This is a genomic window from Alteriqipengyuania lutimaris (genome assembly GCF_003363135.1).
Lineage (GTDB): Bacteria > Pseudomonadota > Alphaproteobacteria > Sphingomonadales > Sphingomonadaceae > Alteriqipengyuania > Alteriqipengyuania lutimaris.
In genome coordinates this window covers 1,387,578-1,404,614 of record NZ_QRBB01000001.1, presented here as the reverse complement: position 1 = coordinate 1,404,614, position 17,037 = coordinate 1,387,578, and the positions used below count along the sequence as shown (strand labels likewise).

Here is a 17,037-nt window from a genome sequence, read left to right as displayed (position 1 = left end):
TCCAGCGAGCGACTTGGCCACGCACAGCGCAACATTCCTACAAGATCAAAGAGCAGCGGCATCATGGCCCCTGCCTGCCAAGTAGGACAGCTCTGCCGAGCGCTCAGTCCTCCACCGGCTGCGCGTAGCCGCGCATGGCCAACCAGGCGGCAAAGGCATCGAACCAGCCGGTGCTGGTGGTTTCCTTGGGATACATGCCGAAGCCGTGGCCGCCCTGCTCGTAGAGGTGGAACTCGACCGGCCGCTGGGCTGCGCGCCAGCTTTCGATCAGGCCGAAACCGCTATTGCCGAACAGCGGATCGTCCGCCGCAAGCGCCACGAACAGCGGGGGGGGCGCATCCGCCGGCACCTCGGCAGCGCCCAATGGTCCGTAGATGTCGCCGATAAAGGCGGGACGCGCTTCCTCGCTGGTGAGCGTGGTCGCCATGGTCAGCATCGCGCCTGCCGAGAAACCGACCATTCCCACCCTGTCCGGATCGACGCCCCACTCTTCCGCCCGCGCGCGGATCAGCGCGAAGGCGGCGTTGGCATCGGCGATTTGAGGCGCCAGCATGGTGCCTGCCGAATCCGGCGCGGGCCGCTGCGGGCGCGCAGCGCCCGCGAACATTTCGCGCATCGACTGCTCGAACCCCGCCATGTCCGCAGGCGTCTGATTGAGCCGGTACTTGAGCACGAAGGCTGCGACGCCCCGGTCAGCCAGCGCCCGTGCGACCTCCCAGCCCTCGTTCGACATCGACAGCGTGCGAAAGCCGCCGCCCGGTGCGACGATCACTGCCGCGCCGGTGGCCTTGTCCGGATCGGGCAGGAAGGGGGTCAGAGTGGCCTCGGTCACGTTGCGCGCGAACTCACTGCCGTATTGGCGATGCCAGCTCTCGGCATTCTGCGCACCCGGCAGTGGGCCGGTGCCGAGCGGGATCGCGTCCGGCTGCGCAGGCGCGGGGATCGGGACCATTTGCGCGCCCTGCCCCGAATCCGGCTGTTCGGAATCCGCCTGTCCCGAATCCGGCCGTGGCGCAGTGACGCCAGCGTCGGTCTGGACAACGGGCTTCAGCGTGCCGTCCTCGTTGTATTCGAGATATTCCACCGTCACCGCACGCCGGCCGAGCGCGCCCTCGCGATCGCCGATGGTGAGCGATGCGTTGTGCAGGAAGATGTACCACTGGCCGTCGAACTGCGCGATGCCGGGATGGATCGTGAAGCTGTTCTTCCCCGATCCGGTCAGTTCGCCGCGATAGGTCCATTCGCCATCAAGCGAAGTGGCGGTGGCGTAGGAGACCCGCTCGTCGGTATGGGTCTCGCGGTCGAGCGAGGCGTAGGTGAGGTAGTAGAGATCTCCGCGCTTGTGCAGCCACGGGCCTTCCTCGAAGTGGGGCGGCGTGATCTCCCGGATCGGCCCGTCGATCTCGATCATGTTGGGCTTGAGCCGGGCGATATAGGCCTGCCGGTTACCCCAGGCGATCCACGTGGTCCCGTCGTCGTCGGTCAGCACGGTCGGGTCGATGTCTTCCCAGCTATGCGTGCCCTTGGGCGTCATGTCGTTGGAGATCAGCGCGGATCCCTTCGCATCGACGAAGGGCCCGGTCGGGCTGTCGGATACCGCCACGCCGATAGCTTTGCCGGGCTTCGTATCGTCGTGTTCGACGGTGGCGTAAAACCAGAAGCGACCGTCCTTCTCGATCGCCTGCGCCGCCCAGGCATCCTGCTTCGACCAGGCGAAGTCGGTCTGCCGCATGATCGGGCCGTGATCGGTCCAGCTGCGCATATCGTCGGTGGAATAGACCAGCCATTCGCGCATGTTGAACATCTCGCCGGGCTCGGCCTGGTCGTGCCCGACATAGAGATAGAGCCGGTCGCCCACCACCAGCGGCGCGGGATCGGCGGTGAAGCGGTCGCGGATGATCGGGTTCACGCCGGGCGTGCTCGCCTCGGTCGCCTGCGCGGCGAGCGGGGTGGCGAGTACCGGTGTCGTCGCCAGCAGCGCCAGCGCCATCAGCCGTCCGATTGTCCTGCGCATCGCCTTCTCCCCCATTGCGTCCTGTGCCTAGTGGTTGTGCCTCGGCAGCTTCCTCGACGTGCCGCGGTACTTGAGCGCGAAATCCATCACCCCGCCCTCGCCCAGCTGGCCGGTCTTCTCACGGAACAGCTCTTCCCACGGTGTGTTGTGGGCGGGCGTTTCCGGAATGCTCTCTTCCGCAAGCCGCCGTTCGATCTCCGCCTTCTCGACGTCGGCATTGCAGGTGCCTTCGTTGAGGTCGACACGGATGATGTCGCCCGTGCGCAGCCAGGCGAGCCCGCCTCCCACTGCGCTTTCGGGCGAGATGTTGAGGATCGAGGGGCTGTCGCTGGTGCCCGACTGGCGGCCGTCGCCCAGCGTCGGCAGCCATTGCGTGCCCGCGCGGATCAGCGCGTCGGGTGGCTGCATGTTGACCACCTCGGCGCTGCCCGGCCAGCCGATCACACCCGATCCGCGAATGACGAGAATGCAGTCCTCGTCGATGTTCAGGTCGGGGTCGTTGATCCGGTGGTGGTAGTCGTCCGACCCGTCGAAGACGACCGCCCGCGCCTCGAACACGCCTTCCTTGCCGGGGCGCGAGAGATAGCGGGCGCGGAACTCGTCCGAGATGACCGAAGTCTTGAGTATGCCGAAGTCGAACAGGTTGCCCGACAGGACAAGGAAGCCCGCCTTCTCCATCAGCGGATCGGCGAACGGGCGGATCATCTCGCGATCCTTCGTTTCGCGGCCCGCAAGGTTTTCCGCGATCGTCGCGCCGGTGCAGGTTCGCACATCGCCCTTGAGCACGCCCGCTTGCAGCAATTCCCACAGAACGGCGGGAACGCCGCCGGCGCGGTGGAAGCGCTCGCCCAGATATTCGCCTGCGGGCTGCATGTTGAGCAGGAGCGGCAGGTCATAGCCGTGATCCTGCCACACGCTCGGCTCCAGCCGCACGCCCGCATGTGCCGCCATCGCCTGGATATGCGGCTGTGCGTTGGACGATCCGCCCAGCACGCTGACTGCGGCGACTGCGTTGAGGAAGGCATCGTGCGTCAGGATGTCGGAGGGCTTCAGATCCTCGTGCACCATTTCCACGATCCGCCGCCCGGTTCGGTAGGCGACCTGCCCACGCTCGCGATAGGGCGCCGGGATTGCGGCGCAGCCGGTCAGGCTAAGGCCGAGCGTTTCGGCGACCGCGTTCATCGTGCTGGCGGTGCCCATCGAATTGCAATGCCCCGCGCTCGGCGCGCTGGAGGTTGCGCGGTTGAGGAATTCCTCTTCGGTAATCTCGCCCGCCGCCAGCTTGCGGCGGCTGCGCCAGATGACCGTGCCGCTGCCGACCAGTTCGCCCTCGTGCCAGCCGTCGAGCATCGGCCCGCCGCTAAGCACGATAGCGGGGATGTCGACCGTCGATGCGGCCATGATCTGGCTCGGCGTGGTCTTGTCGCAGCCGGTCGTCAAAACCACGCCGTCGATCGGGTAGCCGTTGAGTAGCTCGACCAGCCCTAGATAGAGCAGGTTGCGATCGAGCGCGGCGGTCGGCCGGCGGCAATTCTCGAAGATCGGGTGGACCGGGAATTCGATCGGAATGCCGCCCGCGTCGCGGATGCCGTCGCGCGTGCGCTTCGCCAGTTCGATATGGATGCGGTTGCAGGGTGAGAGGTCGCTGCCCGACTGCGCGATGCCGATGATCGGCTTGCCGCTGCGCAGTTCCTCGGGCGTGACGCCGTAATTCATGAACCGCTCGAGATAGAGCGCGGTCATGTCCATCCGTTCGGCATTGTCGAACCAGTCGCGGCTGCGCAGGCGCACGGGAGAAGCTTTTTCGTTCATCGCTCGCCGTTCTTGCCGGAGGATGACGAGCGCACCAGGCTGGGCGCTGCGTCGGATTCGCGGCGCACCAGGGTATAAGGCAGGATCGTCTGTTCGGGGGTCAGCCGCTCGTTGGTCCGGCGCGCGCGCATGATCCGCGCGATTGCGGTCACGGCCCAGGCGGTCATCTCGCGGATCGGCTGGCGGACCGTGGTCAGCTCGGGCCAGATCGTGCTCGCCATGTCGGTATCGTCGAAGCCGCAGACGGTGATGTCGTTGGGCACATCGAGGTGGTTGCGGTGGCAGACCGCGACGGTCGCGGCTGCCATGTCATCGTTCGAGGCGAAGATCGCGGTCGGGCGCGGGTCGAGGGCGAGCAGCTTTTCGGCCGCCGCCATGCCCGAACGATAGGTGAAGCGGCCCTGCGCCATCAGTTCGTCGAGCGGTTCGAGGCCCGCATCCTCGATCGCCGCGCAATAGCCGTTCAGGCGCCGTCCGCTGGCGACCTGTTCGGGATTGCCGATGATGAAGCCGATCCGTTCGTGGCCCAGATCGATGATGTGCCGCGTCATGTCGTAGGCGGCCTGATATTCGTCGATCATCACCGCGCCGTGCGTGCCCGTCGCCCGGCCCGGGCCGACCGCGATCGCCACCGCGTCCAGCTCGCCGACCAGATCGAGCAGGGCCTGATCGTCGCACAAGGGCGGCGGGAGAATGAAACCCTTGATCCCGCCCTCGGCCAGCTTGCGCACGAGCGGCGCGGCATCCCCCGGATTCTCGCAGCTCTGGACTTCCAGATGGATATCGTTGCGGGTCGCTTCCTCCAGCGCGCCCATCAGGAATTCGCTGAGATAGGAGGCGGAGGGGTTGTCGAACATCAGCGCAACCCGCAGCTGCTCGCCGCCGGCGAGGCTGCGCGCAGCGCGGTTGGGCGAATATTTGAGCTTGCGGATCGCGGCGAGCACCAGCTCCTGCGTCTCCTCGCGGACATTGCCCTCGCCATTGATGACGCGGCTGACCGTCATCGGCGAACAATTTGCTTCGCGCGCCACGTCGCCAATGGTCGGGGCGGAGTTGCCCCGCCGCCCACCGCGTTTGCCCCCTTGTCGCGCGCTCTTCTTGCGGTCTTCGGATCCGTCCTGCATCGTCAGGTCCATAGACCGCGTTCCCGATTTTCAGCAAGCATCGCTGTGATTGGCTGGATCATTGTCCGGGCGCCTCGGGGAAGTCGAGCTTCCGGTAGTATTCCAGATCGTGTTCGGGTGGCCGCGTGCCGGGCGGCAGGTCCAGCCCGTTGACCGATTGCCAGTAGGCGATGCTGGCATCGCGCCACCAGCGCGCCTCCTGCAACTGGATCGCGAGGTCCGCCGCGACCGCCGCGTGCCGTTCGGCGTCGATGAAGGGTGCCAATTTCTGCCACCCCTGGATGCGTGCAAGGATGCGCAGCTCCCCCCAGCCGTAACTGGCGACCAGCTCTTCCCACAGCGTGCGCCCGCTCTTCATCCGGTGATCCCACGGTACGTGGTGGAACCAGAGCAGGTAATCCTCGTCGATGGCCGCCGGGTCGGCCCATTGCGACGCCACCTCCGGCGCGTATTGCGCCAGCGCGTCCGAACCGTTCGCCGTGCGATCGAAGCCGATCCCGTCCGCGTCCGCGCGGTGGTAGTAGCATGGATTCCATTCGGGCCGGGCGAGGTCGCACACCCACGGAGCCGGGCCGTAGTGATGCCCCGTCGCCATCAGGTGCGCGAGGCCGAAGGGGGTCATGTACCGGACCACGCTCTCGCGACTCTGCTCCATCGAACCGGCAATGGCATCGCGCGGCCCGGGCTCGCGCACGAAGGTCTGCGCGACCCATTCGCGCGCGATTTCTTTGCTGGTGAGCGTCGGATCCCATGCCAGTCGCCCGAAGGCGTACCAGTTGGCCTGGTCGAAATGCGTGCCGGTCCAGTTGCGGGCCGAGCCGGTGTTGGCGACCCCGGCCACGCCGACCGGAGCGACGATCCGGGCGACGCTTCCGCCCCGCCCGGTCCGTGCATCCAGCACCTCGGTCCACATCGGGGCGAGATAGACCGCCCCGGTCGCCTGGCCGAGATATTCGCGGGTGATCTGCAGTTCGAGCATCAGGCGCGTGTTCGGCATCGCGCCGAACATCGGGTGGAAGGGCTCGCGCGGCTGGAAGTCCACGGGCCCATTCTTGACCTGCACGATCACGTTGTCCGCGAATTGCCCGTCGAGCGGCACGAACTCCTCGTAGGCCTGCTTCGCCCGGTCGGTCTCGTCCTCTGCCGAGTAGACGAAGGCGCGCCAGATCACCGTGCCCCGGTCGCCGATCGCTGCGGCGAGCATGTTCGCGCCGTCGGCATGGGTGCGGCCGTAATCCTGCGGGCCGGGCTGTCCCTCGCTGTTGGCCTTTACGAGGAAGCCGCCGAAATCGGGGATGCTGGCGTAGATTTCGTCCGCCTTGACCTGCCACCACGCGGCGACCTGCGGGTCGAGCGGATCGGCGGTATCGAGCCCGCCAATGTCCACCGGCGCACTGAAGCGTGCAGAAAGGTACACACGGATGCCATAAGGGCGCCAAGCGTCGGCCAGGCGCTGCAACTTCGCGATATAGCGCGGCTCGAGCATGAAGCCGCGCGCGTTGACGTTATTCACGACCGCGCCGTTGATCCCGATCGAGGCATTGGCGCGGGCATAGTCGATCATCCGCGGATCGAGTTTCTCGGGCAGGTGCCACCAGTCGAAGATCGAGCGCCCGGCATAGCCGCGCTCGACATGGCCGTCGGGATTGTCCCAGTGGTTGAGCAGCCGCAGCGGCATGGCGGGGGCCGATGCTTGATCCACATCATCCAGATTTCCATGAACCGCGAGGTGGCGGGTGAGCGCGAACACGCCATAAAGCAGCCCGAGGTCGTCATCGCTTGCGACAACGATTCTGCCATCAGTGCTCTGGCCGATGATAAAAGCGTTCGCCGCCAGTCCCTCCAGTCGCGAGGTCACGTCGCTATAGGCGGGCGAAAGGCGATCGCGCGTGCCTATGACGATGCGCGGATGCGCCGGAAGCTTTCGATCGGATGAGCCTGCCATCTTGCCAAGCGCGACAGCCAGCTCATCCGCCGCCACTTCCACCGTTGGCGTCATCTCGGCTTCGACGGCGAAACCGCGCTGCAAATAAACCGCCGCCTCGCCCTCCAGCGGGGCATAGCGCAGCCAAAGGTCGTAGCCGTCCTCGGCAGACGCGGGCGTGGCCGCTGTTACCGCCAAAAGCAGTATCGCGGCCCCCGCCGCAACCCGGTTGACAACCTCTCGCACCCTCATCATGGTAGCGCTACCACATAGGGCTGCCCAGTCAAGCGAGGCGGCCGAGGGAGAGAGACTGACAATGCGTATTATGCTGCGTGCCAGCCTTGCCGCGGGCGCTGCCCTGATGGCGCTTACCGGACCCGTTACAGCCCCGCTTCTCGCACAGGAAGTCGCGGTCGAAAAACCGATGGCCGATGCGCCCTACTGGGATGCGTCGCTGCCCGTGGAACAGCGGGTCGAGGACCTGCTGGCCCGCATGACCCTGGACGAGAAGGTCGCCCAGATCATCACCGTCTGGAACAGCAAGGCGGCGATCCAGGGCGAGGACGACGTGTTCGATCCGGCCAAGGCGAGCCAGGTCTATCCCGACGGGATCGGCCAGATCGCCCGCCCCTCCGACAGGCTCGGCCCTACTTCCCCGCGCGAAGTGCCCCGCCGCAGCATCGAGGATAGCATCCAGTACGTTCTCGACGCGCAGAAATGGGCGATGGAGGAAACGCGGCTGGGCATTCCAGTGCTGTTCCACGAGGAATCGCTCCACGGTTTCGCGGCCAAGGATGCGACCGCCTTCCCGCAATCGATCGGCCTCGCCAGCACCTGGGACCCAGATCTGGTGCGCGAGATCAACGACCTGATTGCGGGCGAAGTGCGCGCGCGCGGCGTCCATCTGGTTCTCTCTCCGGTCGTGGACGTCGCTCGCGATCCGCGCTGGGGGCGGATCGAGGAAACCTTCGGCGAAGATCCGTTCCTCGTCGGCGAAATGGGCGTTGCTTCGGTCGAGGGACTGAGCGGCCCGGGCACCGACCTCGCGCTGCCGGATGGTCAGGTGATGGCCACGCTCAAGCACATGACCGGCCACGGCCAGCCCGAAAGCGGCACCAATGTCGGTCCGGCGCAGATCAGCGAACGCACGCTGCGCGAGCAGTTCTTCCCGCCCTTCGAGCAGGTCGTCACCCGCACGCCGATCGAAGCGGTGATGGCGAGCTATAACGAGATCGACGGCATCCCCTCGCACTCCAACAGCTGGCTGCTCAACGACGTGCTGCGCGGCGAATGGGGTTTCCGCGGTGCGGTGGTTTCGGATTACTACGCGATCGAGGACATGGCGCGGCTGCACAAGATCGTGCCCGACTACAAGGCCGCCGGTGAGCTCGCGATCAATTCGGGCGTCGATGTCGACCTGCCCGAAGGCGACGGGTTCGAAAACCTCGCCGCGAGCGTGGCCGAAGGCAAGGTCTCGATGGAGGCGCTCGACACTGCCGTGCGTCGCTTCCTGACCATGAAGTTCAACGCCGGGCTGTTCGACGATCCATGGCCCGACCTCGAAACCGCGCTGACCTCCAACGGGCCCGAGGGTGTGGCTCTCGCCCGCAAGGCGGCGGAGAAGTCGCTCGTCCTGCTCAAGAACGACGGCGTCCTGCCGCTCGACCTGCCCGAAGGCGGCGCGAAGCCGACCATCGCGGTGATCGGCCCCAATGCCGACGTCGCTCGGCTGGGCGGCTATTATGGCGAACCGCGCGCCAGCGTGACTCCGCTGGAAGGCATTCGCGCGCTGGTCGGCGACCGGGCGAACATCGTTCACTCGCTGGGCGTGGAGATCACCAAGGGCGACGACGACTGGTGGGAGGACGAGGTCGAACTCGGCGACCCGGAAGAAAACCGCCGCCGGATCGCCGAAGCGGTCGAGGTCGCGCGCGATGCCGACACGATCCTGCTGTTCATCGGCGATACCGAGAAGACCAGCCGCGAAGGCTGGGCGCCCGAACATCTCGGCGACCGCACCAGCCTCGACCTGGTGGGCGAGCAGAACGAACTGTTCGCGGCTCTCAGGGAACTGGGCAAGCCGATCGTCGCGGTGCTCGTGAACGGTCGCCCGCCGAGCTATCCCACTGTGGCCGAGGAAGCCGATGCGATCCTCGAAACCTGGTACGCGGGCGAACAGCAGGGCACCGCGATTGCCGATGCGCTGTTCGGGCGGGTCAATCCGGGCGGCAAGATGCCGGTCACGACCGCGCGCAATGTCGGCCAGGTGCCCAACTTCTACAACTACAAGCCGAGCGCGCGGCGCGGGTATCTGTTCGACGAGGTGACCCCGCTCTACCCGTTCGGCTACGGGCTCAGCTATACCGACTTCACCATGAGTGCGCCCGTGCTCTCCTCCGCGAACATCGCGGTGGGGCAGCCGGTCACCGTGGCCACCACGGTCACCAACACCGGCGAGATGGCGGGCGACGAGGTCGTGCAGGTCTACCTGCGCGACGAGATCAGCTCGGTCACCCGGCCGGTGAAGGAGCTCGCGGGCTTTGAGCGTGTCACCCTGCAGCCGGGCGAGAGCCGCACCGTCTCTATCACCATCGAACCGCGTTCGCTGATGATGTGGAACCGCGAGATGGAGCGGGTCATCGAACCGGGCGAGTTCACCATCATGGTCGGCCCGAACTCCGAAGACCTCCAGTCCGTGACGCTGACGGTCACGCCGTGAGCCGCTTGGGGGGGATGACACGGCGCGGCGCGATCGGGCTGCTCGCGAAAAGCAGCCTGACCGCGCTCGCGATTGCGCAGGCACCCGCGGCGCTCGCGCAGGGCGGTGCGCTCTACAGGGATGCGCGCGCGCCGATCACGGCGCGCGTGGCGGACCTGATGGCGCGCATGACGCTGGCGGAAAAGATCGCGCAGATCCGCACCGCGTGGGCGGACAAGGCGGACATGATCGACGGGCTCGCCTTCGATGCCGCCAAGGCCAGCGCGGCCTTCCCCGAAGGGATTGGCCACGTCACCCGCCCCAGCGACAAGCGCGGCGTGCCCGGCATCTCGGGCGCGGCGGGCGGCACCGCTGCGCGCTGGCGCACGCCGGAGCAGACGGTCGAATTCATCAACGCGCTCCAGCGCTGGGCGGTGGAGGACACGCGGCTGGGCATCCCCGTGCTGCTTCACGAGGAATCGCTCCACGGCTACATGGCCACCGAAGCCACGATGTTCCCGCAGGCGATCGCGCTCGCGGGCAGCTTCGACACCGACCTGATGCGCCGCGTCCAGTCGGTGACGGCGCGCGAGGTCCGCGCACGCGGCGTGCCGCTGGTGCTCAGCCCGGTGGTCGACATCGTGCGCGATCCGCGCTGGGGCCGCATCGAGGAAACCTGGGGCGAAGACCCGTACCTGTGTGCGGAGATGGGCGTTGCGGCGGTCGAGGGCCTTCAGGGGCCAGGCAAGTTCGACAAACTGCGCGAGGGCAAGGTGTTCGCCACCCTCAAGCACATGACCGGGCACGGCCAGCCCGAGGCGGGCAACAACGTCTCCCCCGCCCAGCTCTCCGAGCGCGAGCTGCGCGAGAACTTCTTCCCGCCCTTCCGCGAAGTGGTTCGCCGCACGAGCATCGGTGCGGTGATGCCGAGCTATAACGAGATCGACGGCATCCCCAGCCACGCGAACACATGGCTGCTGGGCCAGGTTCTGCGCCGCGAATGGGGTTTCGACGGCGTGATCGTGAGCGATTACGGCGGCGTCAACGAACTCGCGACGCTCCACCATGTCGCGACCGACCTCGAAGATGCTGCGCATCAGGCGCTGCTGGCGGGCGTCGACAGCGAGCTGCCCGACGGCATGGCCTACGCGACCCTGCAGGACGCAGTCGAGGCCGGGCGCATCCCGGTCGAGCTGGTCGACACCGCCTGCGCGCGGATGCTCGCGATCAAGTTCCGCGCCGGCCTGTTCGAGAACCCCTATGGCGACGCCGCGCTGGCGCAGCGCATTACCGGCAATGCCGAGGCACGCGCGCTGGCGCTTGAGGCGGCGCGCAAGGGCCTGTGCCTGCTGACCAACCGCGACAATACGCTGCCGCTGAGACCGGCCACGATGGGCCGCGTCGCCGTTATCGGCCCCAACCACGCCATCGCGCGCCTCGGCGGCTATTCGAGCGTGCCGAAGCAGACCGTCAGCCTGATCGAAGGCCTGCGCGCGATCGCGCCCGATGCCGACTTCGTCACCGCGCAGGGCGTGTTTATCACCACCAGCGAGGATCGCTCGCAGGACATCATCGAACTCGCCGACCGCGCCGAGAACCTGCGCCTGATCGCCGAGGCGGTCGAGGTGGCGAAGGGCGCCGATACGATTATCCTCGCCATCGGCGATACCGAGCAGACCAGCCGCGAAGGCTTCGCCAAGAACCACCTCGGCGACCGGACCGAGATCGATATCGTCGGCGAGCAGAACGAACTGGTCGATGCGCTCGCCGCGCTGGGCAAGCCGCTGGTCGTGTGCGCGATCAACGGTCGCCCGCCGAGCTGGCCCAACGTGGCCGAGAAGGCGGATGCGCTCCTCGAATGCTGGTACGCGGGGCAGGAAGGCGGCACTGCGATTGCCGAGGCGCTGCTGGGGCGTATCAATCCGGGGGCCAAGCTGCCGGTCTCGGTCGCGCGCAACGAGGGCCAGGTGCCGCTCTATTACAATCATAAGCCGAGCGCCCTGCGCGGCTACCTGTTCGACGAGGCGACTCCGCTGTTCCCCTTCGGCCACGGGCTCAGCTACACGACGTTTGCCATCTCCGAACCCCGCCCCGCCAAGCGCCGCTTCCGCGCCGACGAGCCGCTGGTGGTGGAGGTCGACGTGCGCAACACGGGTGAACAGGCGGGGGACGAGGTCGTACAGCTGTATATCACGCGTACCAACGCGTCGGTCACGCAGCCCGTGCTCGAACTCAAGGGGTTCGAGCGGGTCACGCTGGCCCCGGGCGAGGCGCGGACCGTGCGCTTCGAAATCGAACCGCGACGTCTCGCGATCTGGAATCGCGCGATGGAGGAAGTCAACGAGCCGGGCCCGGTCACCGTGTCGGTCGGCAACAGCAGCGCATCGCTTCGCGCTGTCGAAGTGGAGATCGTATGAGTATCGAAAGTATCGAGACCAGCCGGCGGGGCGTCCTCGCCGGGATGGCGGCCCTACCCCTTGCGGGATGCGCGGCGCAGGGGCTGGGCGGCGCGGCGTCCGCTCCCGTGCCGATGGCACCCGCGGCCGACGCAAGCCTCGACGCGCTTGCACAGCGGGGCGGCCGCCATTTCGGGACCGCGATTTCCTCGACCCCGGGGCGCACCGATACCGGATCGGTCCAGAACCCGCGCTACACCGCGCTGGTCGAGGCCGAATGCGGCATGGTTGTGCCCGAGAACGAGATGAAGTGGCAGACCGTGCGCCCCGGCCCCGAGACATTCGACTTCACCCGGATGGACCAGATCGCCGCCTACGCGCAGGCCAAGGGGCTGGCGCTGCGCGGGCATACGCTGCTGTGGCATCGCCCTCAGTGGTTCCCCGACTGGCTCAACACCTACGATTTCGGCGCCAACCCGGTGCAGGAGGCAGAGCGCCTGCTCACGACCCATATCCGCCGGGTAACGGACCGGTATCGCGGCCAGATCACCAGCTACGACGTCGTCAACGAGGCGATCGACCACGATCGCAACATGCCGATCGAGACGAGCCTCAGCCGCGCAATGGGCAGCCCGGAGGCGGTGCTCGACCTCGCCTTCCACACCGCGCGCGAACAGCTCCCGCAAGGCCAGCTGGTCTACAACGACTACATGAGCTGGGAGCCCGCGCACATCACCGGCAACAAGCACGTGCCAGACGTGCTCCGCCTGCTCGAAGGGTTCCGCAAGCGCGGCACGCCGGTCGATGCGCTGGGCATCCAGTCGCATATCGAGATGTTCGAGATCGACCCGGCGACCGGCGTCGGCCCCTATGCCGAACGCGAATGGCGCGCCTTCCTCGACGAGGTGACCGGCATGGGATACCGCCTGCTGATCACGGAGTTCGACGTGAAGGACAAGGCGCTGCCCGGCAATATCGCCACGCGCGATGCCAAGGTGGCCGATTTCGCGCGCCGCTATTTCGACCTGATGCTCGAATACGACGCGCATCTGGACGATATCCTCGCCTGGGGCATGGTCGACAAGTTCAACTGGCTGCAGTATTTCGACCCTGCGATGCGCGAAGACGGCATGGAAGTGCGCGGCACGCCCTACGCCTCCGACTACAGCCCGAAGCCGCTGCGCTTCGCGATTGCGGACGCGCTGAAGAACGCTTGAACGCGGAGTAGCGCACCAGCCGCGAGGCTCGATACAAGCAGGCCCGTCCCGACCATTCGGGGCGGGTCTTTTCGTATGTGGCGAGCTTGCGAATGCGGGTCTGGCGCAGATTGCCAGAAGCCCCGCGCAAGGTCCGCGTCACCCCAGGGTTAACCACTGGGGCCGGTGCTTATTTTTGAGAACTTGCGGAAGGAAGAAGCACCGGGCCCGGATCAAGTCCGGGCCGACGCATGTTCTGTTGGATGAGGTGCAGCCCCGGCAAGCATTGCCCCCTCAGCGCAGCACTTAAACCAAAAGGGGCCGCCACGCCTTCCAGCGTGACGGCCCCTTCCCCCGTGGCGTCGCGGCCCTAGAAGTTGCCGCGAACGATGAACGAGAACCGGCGGTCGTTCATGAAGTAGGACCGCGGCGCCAGCGCGTCCGGATCGCCCGCATAGGCCTGCGTCGTCTTCGTCACCTCGTTGAGGAGGTTCACGCCCTGCACACCCACCTTGATGCTGTCGCTGAGGTTGAAGAACACCGAAGCATCGAGCTGGCCGGTCGGCTCGTTGAAGATCGAGTAGTACGGGAAGATCACGTCCGCCGCGGTCAGCAGGAAGCGCGAACGCCAGTTATAGGCCGCACGCAGCGAGATCGGTCCCTTCTCGTAGAACCCGGCGATGTTGTAGTTGTGCTTGGACAGCTGCTCCAGCGGCAGGTTGCCCGAAGGCGGGATCGGCGAATCCTCCGGAACGGCCCCTGCATTGAGGAAGCTGTTGGGCAGGCCCTCGCTGTCGATATAGGTGTAGTTCGCCTGCACCCCGAACCCGTCGAGCGGCGCGGGAAGGAAATCGAACGTCTGCTGGTAGGCGACTTCGAAGCCCTTGACCTTGCCCGTTCCATCGAAGTTCGCGGGGCCGCGCACCGTGACGTCCCGGGTATCGCCCGATGCGTTGGTGATCGTGTCCTCGCGAATCTCCTGATAGAAGAAGTCGTCGATTTCCTTGTAGAAACCGTTGAGGGTCAGCGAACCGACCGCGGCGAAGTACCATTCGAGACTGACGTCGAACTGCTTGGCCGACGCAGGACTGAGCAACGGATTGCCCGCCGTCCCGGTGAAGGTGCCTTCCGGCGTGAGCGAGGCGGTGAAGTAGTTGCGGATCAGGCCGTTGTCGGGCGGCGTGATGACCTTCGACGCCGCGAAGCGCAGGATCAGATCGTCGGTAAGGCCGAACTTCAGGTTTAGGCTGGGCAACAGGAAGTCGTAATCGTTGCGGACCTGGGTGTAGTTGAAACTGCCGTCCACGAATTCCTGCAGCGCGTTGTAGGCCGCTTCGCCGCGCAGGCAGATGCCGCCCGGACGCACGGTCTGGCCGGCGTTGGGCCCGTCCGCGACCTCGCGTTCGGCACAACGCACCGAGAACGGATCGGCGATGTTGAGGTCGGCACGCGATCCCGGACCGCGCGCACCGCGCGACACCAGCGACGTGTTGACGTAGCGCAGGCCGATATTGCCCGAGAAGCGCACGTCGCCCAGCAGCGTGTCGCTGCCGAAGGTGAGCATCCCGTAGACCGCGTAATCGTCCTGATCGACGGTCTGGATTTCGGTCGGCAGGTAACCGTCCGGCGTCGCCCCGCCACGTTCCGCAAGCGGGTTCCAGGTGGGCGAACCGCCCGCCTGCGTGGTCAGCGCCTGGACCGAACGCAGGAAGTCGACCGTCCCGTCGTAGTCGCCGATCAGGTCGCCACCGTAGTAGAACGCCCCCGGCGCCCCGGGCACCTCGCCGCGGAAGAAGTTGGGGAAGTCGTAGCGGGTCATCTGATCCGCCGGCGTGTCGGCGAAGTTGATCGGACGGCTGCCGCTCCAGACTTCGCTGAGCATGCCCCAGTTATAGGTCGAGTAGCGAACTTCCTGGTCGCGGCCCTGGAAACGGGCCCCGACCTTGGCCCGGCGAATGAACGAGTCCGGCTCGAATTCGTAGTCGAGGTCCGCGCGCAGCGCGAACTGGTCACCCGTGCTCAGCTCGGCGTGGTCCATTGCGGCGCGCCAGAACTGGAAGCGCGGGTCGCCGAAATAGGTCGCATCGTCGGCTGCGGCAGCCTCGAGCTCGGGGCTCGGGGCCGACCACGTATAGCCGAGGAACTGCGGTGCATGCGGAACGACGACCGGCAGATCGCCCGTCAGGTCGAGTTCGGAATCGGCAAAGGTCGAACCGAAGACGCTGAAGTCGAGGTTTTCCTTCTTCGACGTCGCATATTGCGCATCCATGCTCAGCGTCAGCTTGTCGGTCAGTTCCGACCGCAGGTTGATGCTGTAGTCCTCGTTGGTGACCTCGTCCTTCACCTGGCGCCGGGCGAGCGAATACTGCGAGCCGCCCACGGGCACATAGGGCGAACCGCCCGTGCCCAGCGTGGGATCGTAGTTGTTGACCGCACCGCGCCAGCCGTTCGACGCATCGACGATATAGCCCGACTGGAACAGGCCGTTCTCATCATAGAGCCAGTCCTCGAACCCGCCGACCGGGCATTGCGCGCGCGGCGGCTGCTCGTCGTCGGGATTGAACGTACCCTGGTTGTCGGTCTGCCGCGGACCATTGGCGTTCTGCTGGCAGCCGAGCGGATAGGTCGAATATTCGCCGAGATCCGGCGCGGTTTCGTAGGTGTATTCACCCCATTCGTTCGTCGAGTGCGAACGGATGTATTCCGCGGTGATCAGCGTGCGGCCGTCGATGCTCTCGAACTGGCCGGAAAACGCGAAGGCATCGCGCTGGCGATCGAATTCCTGCGTGCGGAACTGGCCGCCCACCGGGGCGACGCGGTAATCGGCGTAGTCCGCGAAACCGTCCGCACCCGGCGTGCCGAAGTTGCCGCAGGCCGCGCCACCGGGCGGCAGCGTCTGCTGGTCGCTCTGCGAGGGCAGCGGGTTGCGGCAGACGAAGAGGTTGTCGGCGTTCGCCGCGAGCACGCGCTGCCCGTCGCGCGTCTGGTAGTTGGCGATCTGCAGGCCGTCGGCGCGGCTCTTGATGCGCGAATAGGACCCGCTGGCGAGCACGCCGAACCGGCCGATCTCGGTATCCCAGGTGTTGCTGACGAGCAGCGAACCGGTCGGGGTCCATTCCTTGCGGAAGTCGCCGTAGTTCGCCTCTGCGCTGAAGCCCAAACGGAAGCCGCTCTTGTCGAAGGGCTTGCGCGTGTTGAGGTTGACGGTGCCCGCAAGGCCACCTTCGATCTGTTCGGCGGTCGCGTTCTTGCTGATGATGACCGAACCGAGCAGTTCGGGCGACACGTCCGCGAAGTTGAGCGCCTGCCCGCCGACACCGGCGGCAAAGGCGGTGCGGCCGTTGAATTCGGAGCGCACGAAGTTGAGGCCGCGCACCGTGACGCCCGATCCTTCGACGGAGAAGTGATCGGGGTCGTTCGAACCGGCGAAGCGGTTGATCGCGATGCCGGGGACGCGCTGCAGCGCCTCGGTCACCGACCGGTCCGGCAGCGCGCCGATATCTTCGGCGGTGATCGCGTCGACGACCGTATCGGCATCGCGCTTGATGTCCTGCGAATTGGCCAGCGACTGGCGAATCCCGCTGACGACGATCAGGTTCTCTTCGACCTGGGTGGGCTCTGCGCCCTGCTCGGGCTCGCCCGCCTGCTCGGTATCGGTCGTCTGCGGCCGGTCCTGGGCCAGCGCGGCCCCGCCGGTTACGAAACCACCCAGCGCAACCGAGGATACGCCCACTCGCAACAATGTCCGGAAACCGCCGAAGCCACGGTCATTCATTCTGCCCTTAAGCATCATAGCCATCCTGGCCAACTCCCCCATGTTAGCGCTACCACAAATTGGTACGCGTCTTTTGTTTTTTCTAGGCCCGGATCGTA

Annotated in this window: 7 protein-coding genes and 2 pseudogenes; 3 read left to right on the top strand and 6 right to left on the bottom strand. The window is 66.4% G+C overall.

Annotated features, from left to right (window positions below; all coding sequences use genetic code 11):
• Window positions 1-103: 103 nt before the first annotated feature.
• The 5 genes and pseudogenes from DL238_RS06720 to DL238_RS06700 all read right to left on the bottom strand — a co-directional run.
• Window positions 104-964: pseudogene (locus DL238_RS06720) on the bottom strand (alpha/beta hydrolase); the annotation flags it as partial.
• 99 nt (window positions 965-1,063) lie between these two features.
• A pseudogene (locus tag DL238_RS06715) lies at window positions 1,064-1,990 on the bottom strand (glycoside hydrolase family 43 protein); the annotation flags it as partial.
• Window positions 1,991-2,041: 51 nt separating this feature from the next.
• On the bottom strand, window positions 2,042-3,826 hold the full coding sequence (locus tag DL238_RS06710; protein ID WP_115491557.1) for an IlvD/Edd family dehydratase: 1,785 nt from the start codon (window positions 3,824-3,826) through the stop codon (window positions 2,042-2,044).
• Complete coding sequence (locus DL238_RS06705) at window positions 3,823-4,950, bottom strand: LacI family DNA-binding transcriptional regulator (RefSeq protein ID WP_115492807.1); 1,128 nt, start codon at window positions 4,948-4,950, stop codon at window positions 3,823-3,825. The genes DL238_RS06710 and DL238_RS06705 overlap by 4 nt, the downstream gene beginning before the upstream one ends.
• Before the next feature lie 58 nt (window positions 4,951-5,008).
• A complete protein-coding gene (locus DL238_RS06700; RefSeq protein ID WP_407640842.1) occupies window positions 5,009-7,129 on the bottom strand; it encodes an alpha-glucuronidase family glycosyl hydrolase in 2,121 nt (706 codons plus the stop codon).
• A 70-nt stretch (window positions 7,130-7,199) separates the two neighbouring features.
• Between DL238_RS06700 and DL238_RS06695 the strand changes: the two genes are divergently transcribed.
• The 3 genes from DL238_RS06695 to DL238_RS06685 are packed head-to-tail and all read left to right on the top strand — an operon-like array spanning window position 7,200 to window position 13,185.
• On the top strand, window positions 7,200-9,593 hold the full coding sequence (locus tag DL238_RS06695) for a glycoside hydrolase family 3 N-terminal domain-containing protein (RefSeq protein ID WP_407640853.1): 2,394 nt from the start codon (window positions 7,200-7,202) through the stop codon (window positions 9,591-9,593).
• 14 nt (window positions 9,594-9,607) lie between these two features.
• Window positions 9,608-11,989 carry a glycoside hydrolase family 3 N-terminal domain-containing protein gene (locus tag DL238_RS06690; protein ID WP_115491555.1) on the top strand — a complete coding sequence of 794 codons (2,382 nt, stop codon included), beginning with the start codon at window positions 9,608-9,610 and terminating at the stop codon, window positions 11,987-11,989.
• Window positions 11,986-13,185 (top strand): endo-1,4-beta-xylanase, encoded by a 1,200-nt coding sequence (locus DL238_RS06685; RefSeq protein WP_115491554.1) that lies wholly within the window; start codon window positions 11,986-11,988, stop codon window positions 13,183-13,185. Before DL238_RS06690 ends, DL238_RS06685 begins: the two co-directional genes overlap by 4 nt.
• A 349-nt stretch (window positions 13,186-13,534) precedes the next feature.
• On the opposite strand, the gene DL238_RS06680 is transcribed toward DL238_RS06685, so the two are convergent.
• The gene (locus DL238_RS06680; protein WP_234030991.1) at window positions 13,535-16,954 is read right to left on the bottom strand and encodes a TonB-dependent receptor; all 3,420 of its coding nucleotides are present in this window, start codon (window positions 16,952-16,954) and stop codon (window positions 13,535-13,537) included.
• Window positions 16,955-17,037: the final 83 nt, after the last annotated feature.